At 71.9% G+C, this 23525-nt stretch carries 23 protein-coding genes and 2 tRNA genes; 15 read left to right on the plus strand and 10 right to left on the minus strand.

The genetic code is table 11. From position 1 onward, the window contains the following. The first annotated feature begins 9 nt into the window (after positions 1 to 9). From ACFVYS_RS00875 to ACFVYS_RS00895, 5 genes are all read left to right on the plus strand, one after another. Positions 10 to 939 (plus strand): hypothetical protein, encoded by a 930-nt coding sequence (locus tag ACFVYS_RS00875; RefSeq protein WP_389498010.1) that lies wholly within the window; start codon positions 10 to 12, stop codon positions 937 to 939. A gap of 166 nt (positions 940 to 1105) precedes the next feature. Then, the gene (locus tag ACFVYS_RS00880; protein WP_355701586.1) at positions 1106 to 1885 is read left to right on the plus strand and encodes an HAD-IIA family hydrolase; all 780 of its coding nucleotides are present in this window, start codon (positions 1106 to 1108) and stop codon (positions 1883 to 1885) included. 119 nt (positions 1886 to 2004) lie between these two features. Further along, positions 2005 to 2625 (plus strand): hypothetical protein, encoded by a 621-nt coding sequence (locus tag ACFVYS_RS00885; protein WP_389497541.1) that lies wholly within the window; start codon positions 2005 to 2007, stop codon positions 2623 to 2625. A gap of 2 nt (positions 2626 to 2627) precedes the next feature. Continuing rightward, the gene (locus tag ACFVYS_RS00890) at positions 2628 to 3287 is read left to right on the plus strand and encodes a class F sortase (protein WP_389497543.1); all 660 of its coding nucleotides are present in this window, start codon (positions 2628 to 2630) and stop codon (positions 3285 to 3287) included. A 262-nt stretch (positions 3288 to 3549) separates the two neighbouring features. Further along, entirely contained in the window at positions 3550 to 3732 is a 183-nt protein-coding gene (locus tag ACFVYS_RS00895) for a hypothetical protein (protein ID WP_389497545.1), read from the plus strand. Positions 3733 to 3862: 130 nt separating this feature from the next. Here the strand turns inward: ACFVYS_RS00895 and ACFVYS_RS00900 are convergent. Continuing rightward, positions 3863 to 3936, minus strand: a tRNA-Lys gene (locus ACFVYS_RS00900). 194 nt (positions 3937 to 4130) lie between these two features. Between ACFVYS_RS00900 and ACFVYS_RS00905 the strand changes: the two genes are divergently transcribed. The 5 genes from ACFVYS_RS00905 (at position 4131) to ACFVYS_RS00925 (ending at position 9809) form a co-directional block, all read left to right on the plus strand. Then, positions 4131 to 5552, plus strand: a complete 1422-nt coding sequence (locus ACFVYS_RS00905; RefSeq protein ID WP_389497547.1) for a peptidoglycan-binding protein — start codon at positions 4131 to 4133, stop codon at positions 5550 to 5552. A 62-nt stretch (positions 5553 to 5614) separates the two neighbouring features. Further along, entirely contained in the window at positions 5615 to 6724 is a 1110-nt protein-coding gene (locus tag ACFVYS_RS00910; protein ID WP_389497549.1) for an SPFH domain-containing protein, read from the plus strand. A gap of 159 nt (positions 6725 to 6883) precedes the next feature. Next, positions 6884 to 7489, plus strand: a complete 606-nt coding sequence (locus tag ACFVYS_RS00915; RefSeq protein ID WP_389497551.1) for a lytic polysaccharide monooxygenase — start codon at positions 6884 to 6886, stop codon at positions 7487 to 7489. A 90-nt stretch (positions 7490 to 7579) separates the two neighbouring features. Then, positions 7580 to 8041, plus strand: a complete 462-nt coding sequence (locus ACFVYS_RS00920; protein WP_389497553.1) for a DUF3592 domain-containing protein — start codon at positions 7580 to 7582, stop codon at positions 8039 to 8041. Between the two features lie 40 nt (positions 8042 to 8081). Continuing rightward, positions 8082 to 9809: an AMP-binding protein gene (locus ACFVYS_RS00925; protein ID WP_389497555.1), complete on the plus strand. Its 1728-nt coding sequence runs from the start codon at positions 8082 to 8084 to the stop codon at positions 9807 to 9809. Here the strand turns inward: ACFVYS_RS00925 and ACFVYS_RS00930 are convergent. From ACFVYS_RS00930 to ehuB, 6 genes are all read right to left on the minus strand, one after another. Further along, positions 9775 to 9848 (minus strand) — tRNA-Lys (locus ACFVYS_RS00930). The two genes, ACFVYS_RS00925 and ACFVYS_RS00930, sit on opposite strands and share 35 nt — an antisense overlap. Before the next feature lie 113 nt (positions 9849 to 9961). Further along, positions 9962 to 10720 carry an IclR family transcriptional regulator gene (locus ACFVYS_RS00935; RefSeq protein ID WP_389497557.1) on the minus strand — a complete coding sequence of 253 codons (759 nt, stop codon included), beginning with the start codon at positions 10718 to 10720 and terminating at the stop codon, positions 9962 to 9964. A gap of 267 nt (positions 10721 to 10987) precedes the next feature. After that, the gene (ehuA, locus tag ACFVYS_RS00940) at positions 10988 to 11812 is read right to left on the minus strand and encodes an ectoine/hydroxyectoine ABC transporter ATP-binding protein EhuA (protein ID WP_389497558.1); all 825 of its coding nucleotides are present in this window, start codon (positions 11810 to 11812) and stop codon (positions 10988 to 10990) included. Beyond that, positions 11802 to 12449, minus strand: coding sequence for an ectoine/hydroxyectoine ABC transporter permease subunit EhuD (gene ehuD / locus ACFVYS_RS00945; protein ID WP_389497560.1), 648 nt, complete (start codon positions 12447 to 12449; stop codon positions 11802 to 11804). The genes ehuA and ehuD overlap by 11 nt, the downstream gene beginning before the upstream one ends. After that, on the minus strand, positions 12446 to 13186 hold the full coding sequence (gene ehuC / locus ACFVYS_RS00950) for an ectoine/hydroxyectoine ABC transporter permease subunit EhuC (RefSeq protein WP_389497561.1): 741 nt from the start codon (positions 13184 to 13186) through the stop codon (positions 12446 to 12448). Before ehuC ends, ehuD begins: the two co-directional genes overlap by 4 nt. Continuing rightward, the gene (ehuB, locus tag ACFVYS_RS00955) at positions 13186 to 14109 is read right to left on the minus strand and encodes an ectoine/hydroxyectoine ABC transporter substrate-binding protein EhuB (RefSeq protein WP_389497563.1); all 924 of its coding nucleotides are present in this window, start codon (positions 14107 to 14109) and stop codon (positions 13186 to 13188) included. Before ehuB ends, ehuC begins: the two co-directional genes overlap by 1 nt. A gap of 97 nt (positions 14110 to 14206) precedes the next feature. On the opposite strand from ehuB, the gene ACFVYS_RS00960 reads away from it, so the two are divergent. After that, positions 14207 to 14728 (plus strand): DUF3830 family protein, encoded by a 522-nt coding sequence (locus tag ACFVYS_RS00960; RefSeq protein ID WP_389497564.1) that lies wholly within the window; start codon positions 14207 to 14209, stop codon positions 14726 to 14728. 69 nt (positions 14729 to 14797) lie between these two features. Here the strand turns inward: ACFVYS_RS00960 and ACFVYS_RS00965 are convergent, their stop codons facing one another. Next, a complete protein-coding gene (locus ACFVYS_RS00965) occupies positions 14798 to 16171 on the minus strand; it encodes an amidase (protein WP_389497566.1) in 1374 nt (457 codons plus the stop codon). Positions 16172 to 16194: 23 nt separating this feature from the next. Then, on the minus strand, positions 16195 to 17157 hold the full coding sequence (locus ACFVYS_RS00970; RefSeq protein WP_389497568.1) for a D-2-hydroxyacid dehydrogenase: 963 nt from the start codon (positions 17155 to 17157) through the stop codon (positions 16195 to 16197). 137 nt (positions 17158 to 17294) lie between these two features. Here ACFVYS_RS00970 and ACFVYS_RS00975 point away from each other — a divergent pair, with 137 nt between their 5' ends. The 3 genes from ACFVYS_RS00975 to ACFVYS_RS00985 all read left to right on the plus strand — a co-directional run bounded on the left by ACFVYS_RS00975 (position 17295) and on the right by ACFVYS_RS00985 (position 20096). Further along, positions 17295 to 18143, plus strand: coding sequence for a decarboxylase (locus ACFVYS_RS00975; protein WP_389497570.1), 849 nt, complete (start codon positions 17295 to 17297; stop codon positions 18141 to 18143). Next, positions 18140 to 18871: an aspartate/glutamate racemase family protein gene (locus tag ACFVYS_RS00980; RefSeq protein WP_389497572.1), complete on the plus strand. Its 732-nt coding sequence runs from the start codon at positions 18140 to 18142 to the stop codon at positions 18869 to 18871. The genes ACFVYS_RS00975 and ACFVYS_RS00980 overlap by 4 nt, the downstream gene beginning before the upstream one ends. A gap of 106 nt (positions 18872 to 18977) precedes the next feature. Then, positions 18978 to 20096, plus strand: coding sequence for an LLM class flavin-dependent oxidoreductase (locus ACFVYS_RS00985; protein WP_389497574.1), 1119 nt, complete (start codon positions 18978 to 18980; stop codon positions 20094 to 20096). Here the strand turns inward: ACFVYS_RS00985 and ACFVYS_RS00990 are convergent. Further along, the gene (locus ACFVYS_RS00990) at positions 20075 to 21907 is read right to left on the minus strand and encodes a putative bifunctional diguanylate cyclase/phosphodiesterase (RefSeq protein WP_389497575.1); all 1833 of its coding nucleotides are present in this window, start codon (positions 21905 to 21907) and stop codon (positions 20075 to 20077) included. The genes ACFVYS_RS00985 and ACFVYS_RS00990 overlap by 22 nt on opposite strands. A 378-nt stretch (positions 21908 to 22285) precedes the next feature. Here ACFVYS_RS00990 and ACFVYS_RS00995 point away from each other — a divergent pair, with 378 nt between their 5' ends. Then, entirely contained in the window at positions 22286 to 23512 is a 1227-nt protein-coding gene (locus tag ACFVYS_RS00995) for a M6 family metalloprotease domain-containing protein (protein ID WP_389497577.1), read from the plus strand. The last annotated feature ends 13 nt before the right edge of the window (positions 23513 to 23525 follow it).

Raw genomic sequence — 23525 nt, forward strand, 5'->3', positions numbered from 1 at the left:
CACGTGTTCATGCGACTGTGCCCGCCTGTCTCCCTCTGCCTCGCCGTGGCCGCCGCCCTCCTCCCCGCGCCCGCCCAGGCGGTGGCCGGCCCGAGTTGCGCCGGTCCCGACGGCGCGGACTTCCCCCTCACCACCCGGCTGCACGGGGGCCCGGATTCCTACCGGGCCGGGGGTGGTTACGGCATCTGGTATCTCGACCTCACCAACACCACCCGCCTCACCTGCGACGGGATCCACCCGGTCGTCGTCCTGGTCGACGCCGGACGCACCCTGAAGCCGTCCCAGGCACGTCTGGAGTTCTACGCCGACGGACGACCGCACCCGGTCCGCTTCGAACCCACCGACGAGGACGAACTGGTCGGAGCCTTCACCGACGGCCCCACCGCCGGAGAGGCCGACGGGCAGACCGAGGGGCAGGCCGACGGCACCGACGGCTTTCCCGGTTTCACCGTGGGCCCCGGCCGGACCCTCACCGTCAAGCTGCGCCTCGCCCTCACCTCGGACACCGCGCCCAACGAGGTGACCGCCAACGCGGCGGTCGTCCAGCGGCACGGTGACGACGGCGACTGGATCGGACAGTCGAACGACTACCGCTTCGCCGTCGAGGCCGGCTCCGGCCCCGGCACCACTCCCGACGTGGAATCCGCCCCCGACCCCGACACCGCCCCCGGCCTCGACCCGGCCGCCCCCACCCCCGATCCGACCCGCGCCCCCACCGCCACCTCCTCCGCCACCGCGACCTCCTCCGCCACGCCCGCCACTCCCGCCCCGGATGCCTCCGCCGCGGACACCGGCCGGCTCTCCCTCGCCGCCGAGGCCGCGGAACTCGCCCGCACCGGCCTCACCTCACCCGCCGTTCTGGTCGGCGCCACCGCCTGTCTCCTCGCCGCCGGGACGGCCTTGCTGCTGGCCCGCCGACTGGCCCGGCGGCGCCGCTGAAGCGCGGCCGCATCCCAGCCGGTGGACGCCTCACCACCGGCCATTCCCTCAAGATCGGGCCTGTGCTTAGGCTGGGGCGCACGCAGCAACCGCGTGCTGGCGCAGCACCGCGTACAGGCGCGGTCACCGCGTACTCGCGTTCGCGTACGGCAGGGAGATCCCGCACATGGCAGACCGCAAGCCCATCGAGTCGTGGCTCACCGACATGGACGGTGTGCTCATCCACGAGGGCGTACCGATCCCCGGCGCCGACGCCTTCCTGAAGAAGCTCCGCGATTCGGGCAAGCCGTTCCTGGTCCTGACCAACAACTCGATCTACACCCCGCGCGACCTGCACGCCCGGCTGCGACGCATGGGCCTGGACGTGCCGATCGAGAACATCTGGACCTCCGCGCTGGCCACCGCCCAGTTCCTGGACGACCAGCGGCCCGAGGGCACGGCGTACGTCATCGGCGAGGCCGGCCTGACCACCGCGCTGCACGACATCGGGTACATCCTCACCGACCACGAACCCGACTACGTCGTCCTCGGCGAGACCCGCACCTACTCGTTCGAGGCGATGACGAAGGCCGTCCGGCTCATCAACGACGGCGCCCGTTTCATCTGCACCAACCCGGACGAGACCGGCCCCTCCGCCGAGGGCGCGCTCCCGGCCACCGGAGCCGTCGCCGCGCTGATCACCAAGGCGACCGGCAAGAACCCGTACTTCGCGGGCAAGCCCAACCCGCTGATGATGCGCACCGGACTGAACGCCATCGGCGCCCACTCCGAGAACAGCGCGATGATCGGCGACCGCATGGACACCGACGTCCTCGCGGGCATGGAGGCCGGCATGCAGACGTTCCTGGTGCTCACCGGTCTGACCCGCCCCGAGCAGGTCGAGAACTTCCCGTACCGCCCGTCGAAGATCGTGGACTCCATCGCGGATCTCGTCGACCGGATCTGAAACCCGCAGCTCCGAAACCCGTAACAGGGTGTGAGCCACTCGTACGGAGCAGTGATACCCCGCCCGGGGATGCGCGCCGGGTCCCGGCGGGGGAGTCTCCATCTAGCTGGAGGTTCACGATGGGTTCACTGAAAATCACACTCTGTGCGGGGGTCGCGGCCGTCGCCGCGGTGCTCATCCCGACGGCGTACGCCTCGGGCGAAGGCAGCGGGGACAGAGGCGGCAGCGTCTCGATCACACCGTCCACGCCCGCACCCGGCGCCGAGATCACCCTGAAGGTCAGCGGCTGCGGCGGCAGAACGGCCACCGCGGCCTCGGCCGCCTTCGTCGCGGACGCGCAGCTCGCCGGCGCGGGCGGCACGCTCGTCGGCGACACCAGGGTCCGATCCTCGATCGGGGCCGGCACCTACGACGTACAGATCACCTGCGTCGACTTCAAGGTGAAGGGCCATGTCAAGGTCGTCGCCGCGTCGTCCGCCGAGGACGCCGAGTCCTCGGGGCCGTCGGACTTCGAGTCGTCGGAGCCGTACGGGCCGTCCGCGCCCGCCTCTCCCGTCGCCCCGGTGCACGCCGGCGGCGGCGGTACCGCCGCCCTCGCCCCGCTCGCCGCCGTCGACGCGTCACAGGCGGAGGGCCATGGTCCCGGTACCGCGCAGGCGGTCGTCGGGCTGGTGCTCGCGGGTGTCGCCGCGGCCGCCGTCATCTTCCGCGGGGTGCACCGGAGACGCAGGACGGATTGAGCATGTCCGACCGCGAACGCTCTTCCGGCCGCTTCCTCACCGGTCTTGCCTGGGCGGTACTGCTGCTCGGGCTGTGGCTGTGGGGGCGCGAGGTGACCGACGTACGGCACGGCATATCCGCCCCGGCCACCGGTGACATGGCCGCGGTGGGCCGCCCGCCCGATGCCGAACTGCCGCCCGCCGCCAAGCCGTTGGGGCAGGCGCTGCCGCAACGCATCGACATTCCCGACCTGGGCGTGCAGGCGCCGGTCGTCGCCCGCGGGCTGGACACCGAGGGGGGCATCGACCCACCGCCCTTCGACCAGGCGGGCGTCGTCGGCTGGTACGCCGCCGGCGCGAAACCCGGCGCCCGGGGCACGGCCCTGCTGGTCGGGCACGTCGACACCGAGACCAGGCCCGCCGTCTTCTACAAGCTCAGCACGCTCAAGGCCGGCGAGACGGTACGGGTGGTCCGCGACGACGGGAAGGTCGCCGAGTTCACCGTCGACGACGTCGAGGTGGTCCAGCGCGACCGCTTCGACGCCCGCCAGGCCTACGGCCCCCGGCAGCCGGACCGCGCCGAACTGCGTCTGATCACCTGCGGCGGCACCTTCGACCGGGTGAGCCGCAGCTACACGGCGAACGTGATCGTGTCGGCGTATCTGACGGGCACGGGCGTCTGATCCGACGCCACCTGGCCCGGTCGACGGCCCGCTCCCCCGAAACCGCCGACCGGGCCGGTCCTCGACCGCGCGCGCCCGGGCTGCGGGAGTAGCCCGGCGACCGGCGCGGGAGGCTGTGGGGTTCCCCTACCCCGTGGACGGCGGTGACGACCGTTTTCCGGCCCTCTCGTGGGAGGCGCGGGTCCTGTGTCGGCGTCGAACAAGGGGAGTTACCGGACAGACAGGGCGATTCCGTGCTCCCGGACCGGCCGGCGTGTCACGCGTGTCGAGCGAGGAAGTGATGCAGGACGGTGCCCATCGCCGGGTGGTCCGGATCGGCGACACCGTCCGCAGGCCCGTCCAGCCGTGGACGCCCACCCTCCACGCGCTGCTGTCGCACCTGGAGCAGGTGGGCTTCGCCTGTGTGCCGCGACCGCTGGGAATCGACGACCAGGGGATCGAGTAGCCGATTCGCCTGCCACGGCCCGAACGTGTGCGCCTCACGCCAGGGCGCTCGCGCGACGAGCCTCAGGGCCCGCCGTGTGTGCGCATACGAACGAAGGCCCCTCGCTTTCGCGAAGGGCCTTCGGTGTCTGTGCGCCGCCAGGGACTCGAACCCCGGACCCGCTGATTAAGAGTCAGCTGCTCTAACCAACTGAGCTAGCGGCGCCTGCTGACGGGATAACTCTACAGGACCCCCGGGGGTGCCCCCGACCACCCGGCCGTCGGTCCGCCGCGGCACTGGGCCGGGCGGGTGTCGCGTACATCATTCGGACCGTCAGCATGCGCGTCGGGAAGACAGTTGAGAAACTGGCGAACGTGCACAGTCGCGGACATTTCCAGCTGGAGTGTGAAGGGAATCGCATGGGCTCTCCGGTATTCGAGGAATTCGATCCCGAGAGCGACTGCGAGTGCCCCGGATGCGTATCCCGGCGGCGGGTGGGGTCGAATTCCCCGCCCGCCCGGTTCGGCGGTCACCCGGCCGCCCATCGCGTCGTGGTCGTCGCCACGGCGGCGGCCGCGGCGCTCGGCGGCGCCCACGCGGTGCCCGCCTTCGCGGCCCCGCAGACCTCCGACCGACCCGGCGTACCCGCAGGTGACGAGCCCGAGACCCCGCAGGGCGGCAAGGCGCCGCTGCACGGTCCGGCGGGGCAGCCGGCCCGGCCGGGGGGACTGGCGGGACCGGTGAAAACGCCCCCGACGACCCGGGCGGACATCATCAGACGGGCCAAGGAATGGGTTTCGGCAGAGGTGCCGTACAGCATGAGCAGCTACTGGTACGACGGTTACCGGCAGGACTGCTCAGGCTTCGTCTCCAAGGCCTGGAACCTGGCCGGGAACGAGTGGACGGGCAGTCTCCACCAGTACGGGACTCGGATTACCAAGGAGGAGCTCCAGCCCGGCGACATTCTGCTGTTCCACAATCCGTCCAACCCCGAGAAAGGCTCGCACGTCGTCATTTTCGGCGGCTGGACGGACTACACGCACAGCTACTACCTCGTCTACGAGCAGACCCGCCCGACCACGCGCCGACAGACCACTCCCTACGCCTACTGGAGCAATTCCGACCGCTACGTGCCCTACCGCTACAAGGGCCTCACGTCGGTAGCTCCCGGCGACGGGGAACAGGTCGGCACGAGCGCCGGCGGCGGGAACCGGCCCGGCGCCGGGGGCACCGCGACGACGACGCCGTTCCCGGGGCGGGCGGCCTTCGGACCCGGCGCGAACAACCCGTACGTCACCCAGCTCGGCCGGCTCCTCGTCCAGCGCGGCGGAGCACGCTTCTACGCCTCGGGCCCGGGCCCACGGTGGTCGGCGTCCGACGGCTGGGCCACCGTGGCCTTCCAGCAGGCCCAGGGCTGGCGCGGCGCCGACGCCGACGGCATCCCCGGCCCGAGCACCTGGGCCCTGCTGATCTCCGGCCAGGGCAGGAACATCGCCCCCGGACAGTCCCCGACGACCGGCACCGGCCAGGGCTCCGGCGACGCGATCGGCGGGTATCCCGCGACCGGGGCGGCCGGCGCGCCCGCCGCACCCTCGCCGCGCGTCCCCGCGTACCCCGGGCGGGGCATGTTCCGGCCCGGCGCGCAGAACGCGTACGTCACCCAGCTGGGGAGGCGGCTGGTGAAGAAGGGGTTCGGCAGGTACTACACGACGGGGCCCGGACCGCACTGGGGCGAGGCGGACCGGCGAGGGGTCGAGGCCTTCCAGCGCGCCCAGGGCTGGCGGGGCGGCGCGGCGGACGGCTACCCGGGCCCGGAGACCTGGCGGCGGCTCTTCTCGTAGCTGGCTTTCTTGATCCCATCTCACTGTCATGGCGTATCTGGCGCGGAGGCTGGAGGCACGCAATGAACACGACCACTTCACAGACACCCGAGTCCGAGGGACCGTCCAGGCCCACTCGGCTCATCCAGAACGAGGTGACCACCGAGATCCCCGTCCATCTGCTGTTCCGGGACGAGCCCGAGCCGCGGCCCGTGCCGCTCGGCGCGGCCGTGGTGGGCAGCCGGGCGGGCACCGGCGAGCAGCCGCGACTGCGCCGGCCGACGCCGGCCAAGCCCCACCCGGTGGCGCAGGTCGACCCGGACCTGGTGGAACGGCCGGCCCGGGTGCTGCCCGGCGTGGCGGGCGTGTTCGCCGGGATGTGCGGGGCGGCCGGCTGTGTGGCCGCCTCCTGGTGGGCCGGGGTGCTGCCGTCGCACGCGGCGCAGGCACTGCGGCTGCCGGAGTTCGCGGGCGCCGGGCTAGGTCCGGCGCAGTGGGCGGCGTACGCGGGGGCGGGCGCCCTGGGGCTGTTCGGCTTCGGCGGTCTGGCCCGCGGGCGGACCGGACGGGCCTGGGTGCTCGGTCTGTTCGGCCGCTACCGGGGGACCGTGCGGCGCACCGGCCTGCTGTGGGTCAACCCGCTGCTGCTGCGCCGCCGGGTGGACGTACGGCTGCGGCACTGGCGCAGCGAGCCGCTGCCCGCCGCCGACGGCAGCGGGGTCGCGCTGCGGGTGGTGACGCTCGTGGTGTGGCGGGTGCGGGACACCGCGCGGGCCACGCTCGGCGTAGAGGACCACGAGACATATCTGCGCGAGTGCGTCGAGGCGGCCCTGGCCCGGATCCCGGTGGAGACGCCGGGCGCGGGACGCGGTTCGGTGGAGGCGGCGGGGGAGGTGCTGACCCGGCGGGTCGCGCAGGACGCGGGCGCGATCGGACTGGAGGTGTTCTCGGTGCGGCCGCTGCGGATCGAGTACGCCCCCGAGGTCGCCGCCGCGATGCACCGCCGCCGGATCGCCGCGCTCGACGCCCAGCACCGGGCGAGCGTGCTGACCTCGGTCGTGGACTCGGTGGAGGACACCGTGACCCGGCTGACCATGCGCGGACTCGTGGAACTCGACGACTACGAACGCAAGGCGCTGGTGAAGGACCTGACCGTCGCCTTCTGCTCGGGGCGCGGGGAGCAAGGGCCGTGACGGGCAGTCGTGAAGGGCGGCCGTGACGGGGGCGGCCGGACACGTCTTTGATATGGACACAGCCAAGAAACGGCAATAATCTCGAACTTGGTCTAGACCTGCACGCATGAGCTCACTGAACTCCTCACCGAACTCCCCACGTTCTCCAGGAGCGGCAGCATGCGCAAAAAGACCAAGTGGTACGCCGCCGCGCTCGGACTCACCACGGCGGGAGCCTTCGTGCTCACCGCCGGGGGTGCGAGCGGCCACGGCTACACCGACCTCCCCATCAGCCGGCAGAAGCTCTGCCAGAACGGCTCGGTCCCCAACTGCGGTGACATCCAGTGGGAGCCGCAGAGCGTCGAGGGCCCGAAGGGCTTCCCGGCGTCCGGCGCGGCCGACGGAAGGATCTGCTCCGCGAACAACACCCGCTTCGCCCAGCTCGACAGCCCGAAGACCCCCTCGGGCGGGGCATGGCCGGCCACCAAGGTGACCGGTGGTCAGAGCTACACCTTCCGGTGGCAGTTCACCGCCATGCACGCCACGAGCGACTTCAAGTACTACGTCACCAAGCAGGGCTGGAACCAGAACCACAACCTGGCCCGCTCCGACCTCAACCTCACGCCGTTCCTGACCGTGCCCTACGGCGGTCAGCGGCCCCCGTCCACCCTCTCGCACAGCGGCACGCTGCCGTCCGGGCTCAGCGGACGTCACGTGATCGTCGCGGTGTGGACGGTCGCCGACACGACCAACGCGTTCTACGCCTGCTCCGACGTCACGTTCTGAGCATGGCTTGAGCTCCCCCGGGTCCGGGCGCGGGTACGTTCCCTGCACGCCGGCACGACCAGGTCGGCGCCCGGACCTCGGGGGGAGCTCATGGAAGCCTTCTTCTACCTCGTGCCGTCGATCATGATCGTCGGCCTGCTGTTCGGCGTGTTCGGGGTGGTCCGCCGCTCCCGGCGGGTCGCCCGGGCCTGGGGCGGCGGTCTCACCGCGCAGGCGCGCTGTCTGCGCTCGTACACGACGACCAGCGGCGGCGGCGACACCATGGTCGGCACGACCCTGCACCACGTCTACGAGTTCACCACCCGCGAGGGCCGGGCCGTCCGCTTCGAGGAGGCGAACGGCCCGGGGACGACCATCGAGGGCGACCTCGTCACCGTCCACTACGCGGCCGAACACCCCGAGGAGGCCACGGCCAAGGCACCCGCCCGCGGCAGGCTCCTCGCCGAGTCGGGCTGTCTGCTGCTCTTCCTCGGCGTGGCCCTCGCCTTCTGCGTCTTCTTCATGGTCACCGCCCACTGGATGTTCGCCGAGGCGGACGACTTCATGCCGTAGCCCTCCACATCTGACGGTACGTCAACTACCGTGCGCCGCCATGGAGTCCGTCGCCGAACTCGTAGCGGCCCGGTGGGGCGACCACCGCCCCGGGCTGTGGTGCCAGAACCCCGAGGACACCGGGAGCCCCACGGGCACCGGGAACCCGGACGGCACCGGGAGCACCGTCCTCACCCACCACCAGGTCGCCGCCGGTGCCGCCGCCCGGGCGGCGCTGCTGGCCGACCTGCTGCCGTCGGGCGGTCCGCCCCATCTCGGGGTCCTGCTGGACAACACCCCGGAGTTCCCGCTCTGGCTGTCGGCCGCCGCCCTCGCAGGCGCGGCCGTCGCCGGGATCAACCCCACCCGGCGGGGCCCCGAACTGGCCCGGGACATCCTGCACACCGAGTGCGGGCTGCTGATCACCGAGCACGCCCACCTCCCCCTCCTCAGGGGCCTCGACCTGCCCGGGGTCCGCCTGCTGATCACCGGAACCCCGGAGTACGACGACCTGCTCGCCCCGTACGCGGACGCCCGCCCCGACCCTTCCCGGGCCGGCCCCGCCGACCGGCTCCTCCTCTACTTCACCTCCGGCTCGACCGGCGCGCCCAAGGCCGCGATCTGCACCCAGGGCCGGCTGGCCGCCGCGGGGCGCTCGCTGGCCGGACAGTTCTCCGTGCGGCGGGACGACGTGCACTACGTCTGCATGCCGATGTTCCACGGCAATGCGGTGATCGCCGACTGGGCGCCCGCGCTGGCGGCCGGGGCCGGGGTGGCGCTGCGTCGGCGGTTCTCGGCGTCCGGGTTCCTGGCGGACGTACGGCGCTACCGGGCGACGTACTTCACCTACGTGGGCCGGGCGATCCAGTACGTCCTGGCCACCGAGCCGCGCCCGGACGACCGGGACCACAGCCTGCGGCTCGGCTTCGGCACCGAGGCGGGGGCGGTGGACGCGGCCGCCTTCGAGCGACGGTTCGGGGTGCGGCTGGTGGAGGGGTACGGCTCCTCGGAGGGCGGGGCGGCCGTGCAGTGGTCGCCGGGGACTCCGGCGGGGGCGGTCGGGCGGGCGGCGCCCGGTCTCGTCGTCCTCGACCGGGAGACCCGCGACGAATGTCCGCCGGCTGTTCTCGACCCGGCCGGTCGGCTGCTGAACGGCGAAGAGGCGATCGGCGAGCTGGTCAACCGGGGCCCCAACCCCTTCGAGGGCTACTGGCGCAACCCGGCGGCCGAGGCGGAGCGGCGCCGGGACGACGGGGAGTACTGGACCGGAGACCTCTTCTACCGCGACCGCGCAGGCTTCCTCTACTTCGCGGGCCGCACCGACGACCGGCTCCGCGTCGACAGCGAGAACCTGGCCGCCGCGATGATCGAGAACATCCTCGCCCGGTACGAGGGGGCGGCCGCCGTGGCCGTCTACGCGGTGCCGGATCCGGTGACCGGGGACCAGGTGATGGCGGCGCTGGCCGGATCCTTCGAGCCGCTCGGTTTCGCCGAGTTCCTGCTCGCCCAGCCCGATCTGGGGACGAAGATGGCGCCCCGGTTCGTACGGGTCCTGGAGCGGATGCCGGTCACCGCCACGAACAAGATCCACCGGGCGCTGCTGCGGCGGGAGGGGATCCGGTGTGCCGATCCGGTGTGGTGGCGGCCGCCGGGCGAGGCGACCTACCGGCGGCTGACGGCGGCGGACGTCGGCGGCATGGGGGCCGGGGGGAACGCCGAAGGGCCCCTCGTGTCCACGAGAGGCCCTTCATCGGTGCGCCGCCAGGGACTCGAACCCCGGACCCGCTGATTAAGAGTCAGCTGCTCTAACCAACTGAGCTAGCGGCGCATGACTCCCGTCCTCCGCCTTCGGCGGCTGACGACGGAGAAAATACTACCCGGTCCGCGGGGGTGCTCCGCACCATGCCGGGAGCACCCGCCGGGCCACGGGTCGGACGGGCGTCAGATCGCGAGCGACAGCAGTACCGGTGCCGCGTTCCTGTTCAGGGTCTCGGCGGCCTGGCGGAGCCGGTGGGCGTGCTCGACGGGCAGGGAGAGGGCGAGGCAGCCCGCCATGGAGCCGGCGGTGATCGGGACGGCCGCGCAGACCGTGCCGATCGCGTACTCCTGGAGGTCGAGCGTCGGGACGGTGGGCGGCTGGGCCTCCAGACGGGAGAGCAGCAGCTTGTCGCTGGTGATGGTGCGCGAGGTGAGCCGGGCCATCTTGTGCCGGGAGAGATGGTCGCGCCGGCCGTTGTGGTCGAGCTGGCCCAGCAGGCTCTTGCCGAGCGCGGTGGCGTGTGCGGAGGAGCGGAAGTCGACCCACTCGTTGACGGACGGCGTGGCCGGGCCGTCGGCGTACTGGGTGATCGTGACCTCGCCGTCGACGTACCGGCTGATGTAGACGGCGGCGCCGACGGAGTCGCGGAGCCGGTCGAGGGTGTGCTGGAGCTGGTCGCGCAGGGCCTGCTCGCGATGGTGGGCGGAGCCCAGGCGGGTCAGGGCGTCGCCCGTGACGTACGCCCCGTCGGCGATCTGCTCGACGTAGCCCTCGCGGCGCAGCATGCGCAGGAGCGCGGTCAGTCGCTCCGCGCCGAGTCCGGTCTGACGGGCGAGTTCGGCGTCGGTGACCCCGGTGGAGTGCCGCGCCACCGTCTCCAGGACGCGCAACGCTCCCTGGGCCGAGTGGTACGGCACGGTCGGCTCGTGCTTCAGCGCCACGGTTTCCCCCCTGGTCGCCTCATGGCCGTGATTCCTGATCCTGGCAGCGAATCACCCTCCACGATATCCGGCAACCGGCTCGTGGGGAGGGGTGTTGAGGGGATTACCCCGCCGCAACTAGGGGGTTGCCCACCTGGCATATGCCAGCAGCATGCCTGGGTTCGGGCGGGCGGGGGGAGGTTTGTGCGTGCCGGGCGATGCGGGTTGCCGGTGGGAGAGGAGGGGCGAGAGGAGGGGCGCCACTCGGGGTGGCGCCCGCCCCTGACCTCACAGCACGGCGCTGAGGAACTCCCGCGTCCGATCCTGCTCCGGCTCGCTGAAGATCTTCTCCGGCGGACCCGACTCGATGACACGCCCCGAGTCGAACATCAGGACCTGGTCCGAGATGTCCCGGGCGAAGCTCATCTCGTGGGTCACGCAGAGCATCGTGATGTCGGTGGTGCGGGCGATGTCCCGCAGTACGTCCAGGACGCCGGCCACCAGCTCCGGGTCCAGCGCGGAGGTCACCTCGTCCAGCAGGAGGACCTGCGGTCGCATCGCCAGCGCCCGGGCGATCGCCACCCGCTGCTGCTGGCCGCCGGACAGCTGGGTCGGGTACTTGTCGATGTGCTCGGTCAGGCCCACCAGTTCGAGCAGGTCGCGGGCCCGCTGCTCGGCCTCGTCCTTGGACAGGCCGAGGACCGTGACCGGAGCCTCGGTGATGTTGCGCAGCACCTTCATGTTCGGGAAGAGGTTGAACTGCTGGAAGACCATCCCGATGTTCTTGCGGACCTCACGGATGTGCTTCTCGCCGGCCCGGACCAGCTTGCCGTTCCGCTCCTCGTGGGTCAGATAGTCGCCGCCCACCCTGATCGTGCCCTCGTCGGGCTCGGTCAGGGTCATCAGCAGCCGCAGGATCGTCGTCTTGCCGGAGCCCGACGGGCCGATCAGCGTGACGTGCTTGCCGGAGTCGACGGAGAAGTCGAGCCGGTCCAGGACGGTGTTGTCGCCGAAGCGCTTGGTGACCTTGTCGAAGCGGATCAGTTCACTGCCGTCCACCGGCGGATTGGCGAGGAGTTCGGTGTTCTCTGCGGGATTGGTGTCAGCGGACAAGGCGTCGCTCCAGGGCTCGGATCAGGAGGGAGGCGGGGTAGGCGATGACGATGAAGGCCACGCCCACGACGGTGAGCGCCTCGGTGGTGAAGGTCTCGTTGCTGAAGGCCTGGGCCTCGCCGAGCATGTCGAAGGCACCGATGGTCGCGATCATCGGGGAGTCCTTGAGCATGGCGACGACGTAGTTGCCCAGCGGCGGGACGACGCGACGGATCGCCTGCGGAAGGATCACCGCCCGCCAGGTGCGCCCCTTGGACAGGCTCAGCGCCGTGGCCGCCTCCCACTGGCCGGCGGGGACGCCGTCGATGCCCGCGCGGTAGACCTCCGCGGTGTAGGTGGAGTAGTGCAGTCCGAGGCCGACGATGCCGGTGGTGAGCGGCGACATCGACGGGCCGAAGTTGGGGACCACGTAGAAGAGGAAGAAGAGCTGCACCAGCAGCGGGGTGTTGCGGATGAACTCCGTGACGGCGATGACCGGCCAGCGCACCCAGGCCTGCGCCGACCGCTGTGCCAGCGCCCACACCAGGCCCAGCGCGAAGGCGATCAGGGTGCCGATGGCCAGGGCTTGCAGGGTGACGAGCACGCCGTCCCAGAACCGCGGCATGAAGTCGTCCACGACGTTCCAGTCCCAGCTCATCCCATACCTCCCGCGGACTGCGAACCGGCTTGCAGGCTTTCGCCGCGGGCGCCGAGCTTCCTGGTCGTCCCGCTGCTCTTCGCCGGCAGTTGCCCGATACCGGCCTTCGCCCTGCGCTCCAGCAGCCGCATACCGCGGGTGATGAGGAAGGCGAGGACGAAGTAGAGGACCAGCAGCAGGGTGTAGACCGGGGTGGTCTCGTTGGTGCCCAGCCGGAGCAGATTGCCGGCGAACGTCATGTCGGCCACCGTGATGACCGAGACCAGGGCGGTGCCCTTCAGCAGCTCGATCAGCAGGTTGTTGAACGGCGGCACCATCTCGGGCCACGCCTGGGGCAGTTCGATCAGGCGCAGCCGCTGCAGACGGGTGAAGTTGAGCGCGATGCCCGCTTCCTTCTGAGCCGGCGTGACGGCGGCCAGGGAACCGCGCACGATCTCGGAGCCGTAGGCGCCGTAGGTCAGGCCGAGCGCGCTGACGCCGGCCCACAGGGGTACCAGCTGCCAGCCGAAGAGGGGCAGCGCGAAGAACATCCAGAACATCAGCACCAGCGCCGACATGCCACGGAAGACCTCGAAGTAGACCCCGGCGAGGAAGCGGACGATCCAGTACTGCGACCCGCGGGCGAGACCGATGCCGAACGAGATGGCGGCGCCGAGGGCCGCGGAGAGCACCGTCACCTGGACCGTGACCCAGATCCCCGGCAGGAACCAGGTGGTGAAGAACTCGGAGGTCATCATCAGCCGCACAGCTCCTTCGCCGTGAGGTCCGTCATGTCGGCCTTGGCGAAGCCGAACGGGCCGACGATCCGGAGGAGTTCCCGGTAGTCGTCCTCCTTGAGCTTCAGCAGCTCCTTGTTGAACGCGTCGCGGAAGTTCTTCTCGGACTGCCGGAAGGCGAAGCCGCCGGCGCCGTAGGCGGGCTTGCCGTCGACCACGGGCTGGAACGGCTCGGTGGCCGACACGCGTCCGGAACCCGCCACCGCCGACCTGACCGTGATGCGGGTGCCCGCGAAGGCGTCCACCCGGCCCTGGGCCACCGCGTCGAGCCCGGCCACCTGGTCCGGCAGGACCAGCACGTCGCCGATGCCCGCGGCCTTGGCGTAGTCGATCTGGGCGTAGGCCTTGCCGGAGGCGAGCTTGAGGCCCTTCTTCTTGACGTCCGCATACGTCTTGATGCCGTGTGGATTGCCCTTCTTGACGATGAAGGCGTCCAGCATCAGGTAGTCCGGGTCGGCGAACAGCACCTGTTCGCACCGCAGGGGATTGATGTACATCCCGGCCGACACCACATCGAACTGCCGGGCCTTCAGCCCGGGTATGAGGGCACCGAAGTCCACAGGCACCGGCTTGACCTCGTCGATGCCGAGCTTCTTGAAGATCACCTTCGCGATCGCGGGTGCCTCTCCGGTGGCCTGTCCGTCGTCTCCGACATAGCCGAAGGGTGGTTCACTGGCGATGCCGATCTTCACGGACCCCTGATCCCGCAAGGTGTCCAGGAGGCTGCCTCCCAACACCTTCCCGTCTCCCGGGACGCGGCTGCAGCCGACCACCCCGAGGCCCCCCGCCGCGCTCAGCGCCGCTCCGGCGAGCAACGAGCGGCGACTGAGTCTTCCGTGGCGGCCGTTGTCGGTTCCTGATCGATGTGTGAGTGGTCGAGCCATAGGCGCGCCGCTACCCGACTTCATGCGAGTTACACGGGCTGCTTCCGGCCCCGGTCGCCGCCGAGGCCGCCTTGACCGCGGGTGGACCATGGAACGCATGGCTGACCGATACATCGAAGTCTCGCTGGTCAAACGCGGAATCACCGCCACGGCGCAGCTGCTCGACGATCGTGCGCCGATCACCTGCGCGGCCGTCTGGGATTCCCTTCCGCTCGCCGGAGACGTCTACCACGCCAAATACGCCCGTAACGAGATCTACGCCCTGTTCCCGCCTTTCGCGGCATCCGAACCACCGCTGGAGAACCCGACTGTCACTCCCATCCCGGGAGATCTCTGCTATTTCTCCTTCGCGGGAGCGGAACTCGGCACCCGGGCCTACGGCTACGACCGCGAGGTCCGCCCCGGCACCACGGTCGTCGACCTGGCCCTCTTCTACGAACGCAACAACCTGCTCCTCAACGGTGACGTCGGCTGGGTCCCCGGCATCGTCTGGGGGCGGGTCGTGGCAGGCCTGGAGGAGATGGCGGAAGCGTGCAACGACCTGTGGCGAACGGGCGCGGCGGGAGAGACGCTGCGGTTCCGGCGTTCCGGCCCGCCCGGGGGCGCCCCTGCCGGGTGAGAGGCCGGGCTGAGGGGTGAGGGGTGCAGGTGAAGTGCCGGGGCGAGGGGTGCGCGTGAGGGGCGAGGGCTACGACCACCCGCGCAACGCGTGCCCCGCCCGTAGTACCAGGTCGTCCCGGTGGCGGGCGGCCACGATCTGCAGCCCCACCGGCAGCCCGTCGCCGTCCGTGCCCACCGGAACCGTCGCCGCGGGCTGCTGGGTGAGGTTGAAGGGGTAGGTGAAGGGCGTCCACCCCGTCCAGCGCCGATGCCCCGACCCGGCCGGCACCTCGACGCCCGCCTCGAACGCCGTGATCGGCAGCGTCGGGGTGAGGAGCAGGTCGTAGGTGTCGTGGAAACGGCCCATGCGGCGGCCCAGTTCCATCCGGACGTCCACCGCGGACAGATAGTCGAGGGCGGAGTACCGCGCGCCCTCGGCGCAGATCTCCCGCAGCCCCGGATCGAGCGCCCCCCGCCGGTCCGCCCGCAGCCTTCGGGTCACCTGGGCCGCCCCGGCGAACCACAGGGTGTGGAAGGCGTCCACCGGGTCGGTGAAGTCCGGGTCGGCCTCCTCGACGTACGCGCCGAGCTCCGCCAGCCGCTCCACGGCCCGCCGCACCGCCGCCGCGACCCCCGGCCGTACCGCGACCTGTCCGCCCAGCGACGGCGAGTACGCCACCCGCAGTCCGCGCACGCCCCGGTCGAGCCCCGACCGCAGCGGTCCGTCCGCCGGACCCAGCGCCGACCAGTCCCGCGAGTCCGGCACGCCGATCACGTCGAGCAGCAGCGCCGCGTCCGCCGCGTCCCGGGTCATCGGACCCACGTGCGCCAGCGTGCCGAAGGCGCTCGCCGGGTACAACGGCACGCGACCGTACGTCGGTTTCAGCGCGAAGATCCCGCAGAACGCGGCCGGGATACGGACACTGCCCCCGCCGTCGGTCCCCAGTGACAGCGGCCCCGCGCCGAGCGCCACCGCGGCCGCGCTCCCGCCGCTGGAACCGCCCGCCGTGCGCGACGGGTCGTGCGGGTTGCGGGTCACACCGGTCAGCGGGGAGTCCGTCACCCCCTTCCAGCCGTACTCGGGGGTGGTCGTCTTGCCGACGAAGACCGCGCCGGACTCGCGCAGCCGGGCGACGGAGGGCGCGTCCTCGTCCCAACGGCCGCTCACATCTACGGACTTGGAGCCTTTGAGTGTCGGGTGTCCCCTCAGCAGCAGGAGGTCCTTGACCGTCACCGGCACCCCGTCGACCGGCCCGGCCGGCTCCCCGCGCCGCCACCGCTCCCGCGAGGCTTCCGCCTGCGCCAGCGCCTCGTCGGCGAGGATCCGTACGAACGCGTTCACCTCCGGCTGGATCCGCTCCGCCCGGTCGAGGACCGCGCGGGTCGCCTCCACGGGGCTGAACTCGCCCTTGCGGTAACCGTCGAGGAGTTCGGTCGCCGTGAGTGTGGTGAGGTCGGTCATGCACCCTCCCGAGGCCGGGGACGTCAGTGTCCGGGCACGTATCCGCGTTGCTTGTCGACCACGTTCCTCAGCGGTCGGCCCGCCACCCACCGCTCGAACAACTCCACGAACTGCGCGCCGAGTTCGTCCCGCCAGCCGACCGTGTCGCCGCTCATGTGGGGCGAGATCAGCAGCCCCGGGACGTGCCACAACGGGCTGTCGGCGGGGAGGGGTTCGGTGGTGAGGACGTCCAGGGCGGCGCCCGCGATCCACCGCCGCTCCAGGGCCCGAACCAGCGCGTCCTCGACGACCAGCGGTCCCCGGCCGACGTTCACGAAGCGGGCGGAGGGCTGCATCACGCCGAATCGCCGGGTGTCGAACATGCCGTGCGTCTGCTCGGTGAGCGGGGCGGCCGCGATCACCCAGTCGGCGCGGGCGAGGAGCCGGTCCAGGTCCTGGGGTCCGTGGATGCCGGTGCGCGGGACGCGGCCGACGACGGCCGTGGTCATGCCGAGCGCCTTCAGGGTGCGGGCGATCGCCCGTCCGATCGGCCCGGACCCGACGACGACGGCCCGGGTCCCGGAGACCCGTCCGCCCTCCCGGTGCCTCCACTCGCCCCGCCGCTGAAGCTCCCAGCTCCGCGGCAGGTCCTTCGCCATCGCCAGCACCAGCGCGGCGACGTACTCGGCGATCGGCTCGTCGAAGATCCCGCGGGCGTTGGTCACCACCGTGTCCGAGGCGGCCAGCTCGGGGCACAGCAGGTGGTCCACGCCGGCGCTCGCCGTGTGCACCCAGCCCGGCCGCGGCCCCTCGCCGGGCCAGGCGGCGCGCACCGCGTGCGAGGTGAAGTCCCAGACCAGCAGGACGTCCGCCGCGGGCAGTCGCGCGGCGAGGGAGGCCTCGTCGGTGTGCAGCACCCGGGCCCGACCGGTGAGGCGCCCGAGCCGGGGCGGGGGATCGGCGTCCAGCACGAGAACCGTGGGCAGCGCTGCGGGGACGACGGCCATCCGATGCCCCCTCCGTCCGTGACCAAGTGCCTGACGTGCGCGGATTGACCACGTTCGCACCCGAACCTACCGTCGTCAACACGGCCGTTCGTACGGCTCGTTGCGCATCCTGTCTCCCGGTGAGGGCGGTGCCCGCAATGGACGTCACCTTTCTCGGCGGCCCCCGCGCGCAGCGCGGCCTCGGTGTCGTCGCCCCCTTCGACTTCGCGCTGGACCGCGAGCTGTGGCGCTGGACGCCGGACGACGTCTCGCTGCACCTGACGCGCACGCCGTACGTCCCCGTCGAGGTCAGCCTGGACCTCGCCCGCCGGGTGAGCGAGCACGAGACCCTCAGGGACGCCGTCCGCACCCTGATCGCGGTCGCCCCCGAGACCGTGGCCTACGCCTGTACCTCGGGCAGCTTCGTCGGCGGGCTCGCGGGGGAGCGGGCGATGTGCGAGGCGATGACCAGGGCCGGTGCGACACCGTCCGTGACCACGTCGGGCGCGCTGATCGAGGCCCTGACGGAGCTGGGCGCCCGCCGGGTGGCCCTGGTGACGCCGTACACGGAGTCGGTGACGCGATCACTCGAGGAGTACGTGGCCGAGGCGGGCGGCACGGTCACCGGACGCGCGTTCATGGGCCTGACCCGGCACATCTGGCGGGTTCCGTACCGGGAGGTGGTGGAGATGGCCCACCGGGCGGTGCCCGCGCCCGCGACCGCCGACGTGCTGTTCATCTCCTGCACCAACCTGCCGACCTACGACGTCATCCCCCAACTGGAGGCGGAACTGCGTCTACCGGTGATCTCGGCCAACCAGGTGACCATGTGGGCGGCGTTGCGCCGACTGGGTACCCGAGCGGTGGGACCGTATCAAGCGCTGCTGGACACTTCGGCACGCGTGTGGCCCCCCGGGCTGCCGGACACCCGGGTACCGCGGGAACTTCCCGTGCCGCAGGAACCTCCGGTCCTGCCGGACGAAGAGCAGCAGGAAGGCTGGACATGACCGCACTCGGTTTCCTCTATCCGGGCCACTCGGCCGAGGACGACTACCCCCGTATCGAGCAGCTCCTGGGCAGTGACATCCGGTTGGACCTGGTCCACACGGACATCGGCGAGGACGCGCACAGGGCCGACGCGCTGCGCGAGATGGGCGCGCCGCACCGGCTGGCGAAGGGCGTCGAGCAGTTGCGGCTGGCCGGCGCCGAGGCGGTTGTGTGGGCCTGCACCAGCGGCGGCTTCGTGCACGGCTGGGAGGGCGCCCAGGAGCAGGTGCGCGCCCTGGCCACGACCGCCGGGATGCCGGCCTCCTCCACCTCCTTCGCCTTCGTGCACGCGGCCCGGGAGATCGGCGCCGGGCGGGTCGCCGTCGGGGCGACGTACCCGGACGACGTGGCGGCACTGTTCGCCGGGTTCCTGCGGGCGGGCGGGGTGGAGGTGACCGGCGTCCACAGCGCCGGGATCGTCACGGCGGCCGAGGTCGGCACCTGGGGCGAGGCGGAGGTGTTCGCCCTCGCACGGGCGGCCGACGCGCCCGACGCCGAGGCGATCCTGCTGCCCGACACCGCCCTGCACACGGCCGCGTTCCTCCCCGCCCTGGAGAAGGAGTTCGGCAAGCCGGTTCTCACCGCCAACCAGGTCACGGTCTGGGAGGCGCTGCGCCTCACCGACCGCCGGGTGAACGCCCCGCGCCTGGGCACCTTGTTCACCCGGGAGCCGATCGTGCAGGTGTGACCGGCCGGCCGCCCCGGTCGGTCCGGCGGGCCGACCGGGAATAAACGGGGACACCCTCCTGTTATCTGCCCGAGGACAGTGCACGGTCGACAACAGGAGGACCCCCGTGGCGGCGGACGAGACGGTGAGCGATGTGACGGTGGCGGACGAGATCCGAGGGGTGGCCCAGGGCGGCGCGCCGGTGCCCCTCTCCGTGCTGGACCTGGTCACCGTCGGCTCCGGTCGCACCGCCACCGACGCCCTGCGCACCAGCGTCGACCTCGCCCGGTTCACCGAGTCGCGCGGCTTCCACCGCTACTGGGTCGCCGAGCACCACTCGATGCCGGGCGTCGCCTCCTCCTCGCCCGCGGTGATCCTCGCCCACCTCGCCGCCCACACCGACCGCATCCGGCTCGGCTCGGGCGGCGTGATGCTGCCCAACCACGCGCCGCTGGTCATCGCCGAGCAGTTCGGCACCCTGGAGGCGCTGGCCCCCCGCCGTATCGACCTCGGCCTCGGCCGCGCCCCGGGCACCGACGGCGCCACCGCCGCCGCGCTGCGCCGCACCGCGACCCTGCACGAGGGCGCCGACGACTTCCCCGAGCAGCTCGCCGAGCTCACCCGTTTCCTGGACGACGACTTCCCCGACGGCCACCGCTACGGCCGTATCCACGCGATCCCCGGACCGGTCCAGGGCACGTCCCCCGGCGGGGTGCAGTCGCCGCACCGGCCGCCCGTCTGGCTGCTCGGCTCCTCCGGCTTCAGCGCCCGGCTGGCCGGCGTGCTCGGCCTGCCCTTCGCCTTCGCGCACCACTTCTCGGCGCAGAACACCGTCCCGGCCCTCGACCTGTACCGGGAGTCCTTCCGGCCGTCCGAGGTGCTCGCCGAGCCGTACGCGCTGATCGGCGTCTCCGTGCTCGCCGTCGACGACGAGCGGGAGGCCCGCCGCCAGGTCCTGGCCACCGGCCTCAACATGATCCGGCTGCGCGGCGGCCGCCCCGGCCTGTTCCCCTCCCCCGAGGAGGCGGAGGCACACGAATTCAGTCCGCTGGAAAGGGAGTTCGTCGACTCCTGGGGCGCGAACATCATCCACGGCACGGCCGACGAGGTCCGCTCCGGCCTCGACGACCTCCACAAGCGCACGGGTGCCGACGAGTTGATGCTCACCAGCCACGCCCACCGCGGTGAGCTGCGCCTGCGCTCCTACGAACTCGTAGCCGACGCCTACGGGTTGCCGACGGCGTAGGTCTCGGTCCCCAGCAGCTCGGAGATACGATCCGGCGACACCGGACGGGAGTACAGCCAGCCCTGTCCGGTGTCGCAGCCGATGCTGCGCAGCCGGGTCGCCTGCGCGGAGGTCTCCACGCACTCGGCGGTGACGGTGAGCCCCAGCCGGTGGGCGAGGTCGATCATCGCCTCGACGACGACCTGGTCGGCCGGGTTCGGCGGGGAGCCCGCGCCCTCGTACTGGAAGCCGCGTACGAAGGACCCGTCGAGCTTGAGCACCGACACCGGCAGCCGGCTCAGATAGGCGAGGTTGGAGTAGCCGGTGCCGAAGTCGTCGATGGCGATGCCGACGCCCATGTCGCTGAGCGCCTGGAGCGCCTGGAGCGGCCGCCCCGCCGAGCCCATCACGGCCGACTCGGTGAGTTCCAGCTGGAGCAGGTGCGGCGCGAGCCCGGTCTCGGCGAGGATCTCCGCCACATCCGCCACCAGGTCCGAGTCCCACACCTGACGCACCGCCACATTGACGCTCACGAACAGCGGCGGATCGTCCGGATTGTCCAGCTGCCATTGCCGTGCCTGGCGGCAGGCGGTGGCCAGAACCCATCGGCCGAGCGGCACGATCGAACCGTCCTCCTCGGCCAGCGCGACGAACCGATTCGGCGACAGCAGCCCGAACCGGGGGTGATCCCAGCGGACCAGCGCCTCCACGCCGCGCAGCCGGCCGTCCGACATGCCGACCAGTGGCTGGTAGTCGAGGCGGAACTCGCCGCGCTCGATGGCCGGGCGGAGCGTGGAGGCCAGCGCCTGCCGGGTCATCAGATGGGCGTTGCGCTCGGGGTCGAACAGCGTCCAGCGGTCCTTGCCGTCCACCTTCGCCCAGTACAGGGTCGTGTCGGCGGCCTGCATCAGCCCGGTCGCGGTGGTGCCGGCCGCGTGCCGCTCCACGACCCCGATCGACGCGGAGACGTTCAGCCGGTGCCCGGCCAGGTCGAAGGGGGCCTGGAGCGCCTTGAGCACGGACTCGGCGAGGTCGGCCAACTGCTCGGTGCCGGTGGAGTCCTCGACCAGCAGGGCGAACTCGTCGCCGCCCAGCCGGGCCACCAGCGGCACGCTCGGCCGGGTCTGCCCGGCCTGCTCGGCGCTTTCCGTCAGCCGCTCGGCGACGGCGGCCAGCAGCAGGTCGCCGACCCGGTGACCGAGGGTGTCGTTGACCGCCTTGAAGCCGTCCAGGTCCAGGTAGCACAGGCCGATCCGGCCGGTCCCGCTCTGCTCGTAGGCCTCCGCCTCCAGCGCGGCGGACACCCGCTCGAAGAACAGGGTCCGATTGGGCAGCCGGGTGACCGGGTCGTGCATCTGGAGGTGGCGCAGTCTCGCCTGGAGGTCACGGTGAGCGCTCACGTCGGCGACCGAGAGCAGTACGCCGGGCATGTCCGCGTCGAGGGGGGACACGGTGACCTGCGCCCACAGTGAGCGCCCGTCGGGCTGCTTCAGGCGCCGGGTGCAGCGCAGTCTCGCCTGCCGGCCGCGCAGCACCTCGCGGTAGGCGTGCCAGGTGCGCGCGTCGGAGGCCAGGTCCAGCAGGTCGGAGGCGACCCGCCCGACCAGGCCCGCGCTCCCGCCGAGCAGCGCGCCGAGCGCGTCGTTGGCGTCGACGATGCGACCCTCGCCGTCGACCACGGCCATGGCGAGGGGCGCCGCCGCGAAGACGGAACGGTAGGCCGGTGGTCGGTTGACCAGGAGCCCGCTTTCCGTACTGTCGATGTCACTCTCTGTGACGGCTGACCGGTCGAGGTCTGCCGCGGGCGTCGGCCCTTCGGACGTTCCGCTCACCGCTCGCTCCCGCAGTGCACTCGATCTCTGTCCGTGCAGGAAAGTCTGCCGATCATAGAGGCTGCCCCCGGACCCGCGCAGCCACTGCCCAGTGTCCCCGAACAACCGGCCTTTCTGGCAGATCGTTTCTGCCCGCACCTGGCCCGGTTCTGTGGGGAGACGACCGCTTGTGACGTTCCGTGAGAATTCCGGGGGTGTCGAGGTGATGCCCGCTTTCCGCCTCCTCACTCGTCTGGGGCAGACAAACAGGGCGTAGTACGACAATTTCACACAGGCTGGTGGCGGTGTCCCGTGAACCGCCTTCCGGAGGTCTCTGTGCCGCGACTGCCGCGACGAGTGCGACTGCTTCCGCGCCCCCGACTGCGCAGTACGGCGGCCGTGTTCACCACCCTCTCGGCGCTGGTCGCGAACTCGCTCGTCGGCGGCCCCTCGGTCGCCGAGCCGTTCTCCCCCGCCCCGTGTGCCCTGGCCCGCACCGCGGCCCACCACTCGGAGGGCGTGAACACCTGGAACGGCGCCTACCCCCGGCCAGCCCGTTCCCTCGACGCGGTGATGGTCTTCCTGTCCTTCCCGGACCGGTTCCCGACGACCTCCCCCGACGAACTGGCCGCCGACCACTTCCCGGCCACCAGCCGCTTCTTCCGGCAGGCTTCCTACGGGAAGTTCGCCCTGCGCGCGCATCCGCTGAAGCGCTGGATCAGCATGCCGAAGCCGTCCACCGCGTACGCCATACAGCGTGACTGGAACGCCGAGAGCCGGGCCGCCTACCTGCACGACGCGCTGGCCGCCGCCGACCCCCACGTGGACTTCTCCCGCTACGACGTCGTCTACTTCGTGGCCGACCCGGACGCGCCGGGCGTCGACTCGGACGCCACGAAGGTCGTCAACCTGGACACCCCGCTGACCGCCGACGGCACGGACATCCGCCGGGTCGTCACCGTCTTCGAGCAGCACCCCCCGGACCGTCTCGTCCTCGCCCACGAGACCGGCCACGTCTTCGACCTGCCCGACCTCTACCACCGCCCCGTCGACGGCAAGGGCGACTGGGACACCTACGTCGGCGACTGGGACCTGATGGGCAGCCAGTTCGGCCTCGCCCCGGACCTCTTCGCCTGGCACAAGTGGAAACTGGGCTGGCTGGACGAGCGCCAGGTGGTGTGCGTACGGGGGCCGGGTCCGACCCGGCTGACCCTGGAACCGCTGAGCGCCGGGCCGGGCGTGCGGGTCGCCGGTGCCTCCGGGGCGCCGTCCTTCGGGCTCGGCAACGGGCCCAAGGTGGCGGTGGTGCGCACCGGCCCCGACAGCGCGCTCGCCTTCGAGGCGCGCGGCCCGGCGGGCAACGACCGGGCGGCCTGCCGCAGCGGCGTCCTCGTCTACCGCGTCAGCAGCGGTGCCCGCTCCGGCCGGGGCCCGGTCGAGGTGATCGACGCCCACCCGCGCACCGAGGCCTGCTGGGAGAACTCCGTCTACCCGCCCCTCGCGGACGCCCCGGTCGCCCTCGGCGAGAGCTTCACGGTGCCGGGCAACGGCGTACGGGTGGACGTCGAGGGGCGCACGGTGTCGGGGGAGTGGACAGTGAAGATCACGCCGGGCACCCACCTGTGACGGGGCACGCGAA

Origin of the sequence: Streptomyces sp. NPDC058295 (assembly GCF_042880655.1) — a bacterium.
Lineage (GTDB): Bacteria > Actinomycetota > Actinomycetes > Streptomycetales > Streptomycetaceae > Streptomyces > Streptomyces coriariae.

Excerpts from the sequence above, each read along its gene's own strand:
- ACFVYS_RS00875 (WP_389498010.1), top strand. The coding sequence starts at position 10 with ATGCGACTGTGCCCGCCTGTCTCCCTCTGCCTCGCCGTGGCCGCCGCC.
- ACFVYS_RS00880 (WP_355701586.1), top strand. The coding sequence starts at position 1,106 with ATGGCAGACCGCAAGCCCATCGAGTCGTGGCTCACCGACATGGACGGT.
- ACFVYS_RS00885 (WP_389497541.1), top strand. The coding sequence starts at position 2,005 with ATGGGTTCACTGAAAATCACACTCTGTGCGGGGGTCGCGGCCGTCGCC.
- ACFVYS_RS00890 (WP_389497543.1), top strand. The coding sequence starts at position 2,628 with ATGTCCGACCGCGAACGCTCTTCCGGCCGCTTCCTCACCGGTCTTGCC.
- ACFVYS_RS00905 (WP_389497547.1), top strand. The coding sequence starts at position 4,131 with ATGGGCTCTCCGGTATTCGAGGAATTCGATCCCGAGAGCGACTGCGAG.
- ACFVYS_RS00910 (WP_389497549.1), top strand. The coding sequence starts at position 5,615 with ATGAACACGACCACTTCACAGACACCCGAGTCCGAGGGACCGTCCAGG.
- ACFVYS_RS00915 (WP_389497551.1), top strand. The coding sequence starts at position 6,884 with ATGCGCAAAAAGACCAAGTGGTACGCCGCCGCGCTCGGACTCACCACG.
- ACFVYS_RS00920 (WP_389497553.1), top strand. The coding sequence starts at position 7,580 with ATGGAAGCCTTCTTCTACCTCGTGCCGTCGATCATGATCGTCGGCCTG.
- ACFVYS_RS00925 (WP_389497555.1), top strand. The coding sequence starts at position 8,082 with ATGGAGTCCGTCGCCGAACTCGTAGCGGCCCGGTGGGGCGACCACCGC.
- ehuD (WP_389497560.1), bottom strand. The coding sequence starts at position 12,449 with ATGAGCTGGGACTGGAACGTCGTGGACGACTTCATGCCGCGGTTCTGG.
- ehuC (WP_389497561.1), bottom strand. The coding sequence starts at position 13,186 with ATGATGACCTCCGAGTTCTTCACCACCTGGTTCCTGCCGGGGATCTGG.
- ehuB (WP_389497563.1), bottom strand. The coding sequence starts at position 14,109 with ATGGCTCGACCACTCACACATCGATCAGGAACCGACAACGGCCGCCAC.
- ACFVYS_RS00960 (WP_389497564.1), top strand. The coding sequence starts at position 14,207 with ATGGCTGACCGATACATCGAAGTCTCGCTGGTCAAACGCGGAATCACC.
- ACFVYS_RS00965 (WP_389497566.1), bottom strand. The coding sequence starts at position 16,171 with ATGACCGACCTCACCACACTCACGGCGACCGAACTCCTCGACGGTTAC.
- ACFVYS_RS00970 (WP_389497568.1), bottom strand. The coding sequence starts at position 17,157 with ATGGCCGTCGTCCCCGCAGCGCTGCCCACGGTTCTCGTGCTGGACGCC.
- ACFVYS_RS00975 (WP_389497570.1), top strand. The coding sequence starts at position 17,295 with ATGGACGTCACCTTTCTCGGCGGCCCCCGCGCGCAGCGCGGCCTCGGT.
- ACFVYS_RS00980 (WP_389497572.1), top strand. The coding sequence starts at position 18,140 with ATGACCGCACTCGGTTTCCTCTATCCGGGCCACTCGGCCGAGGACGAC.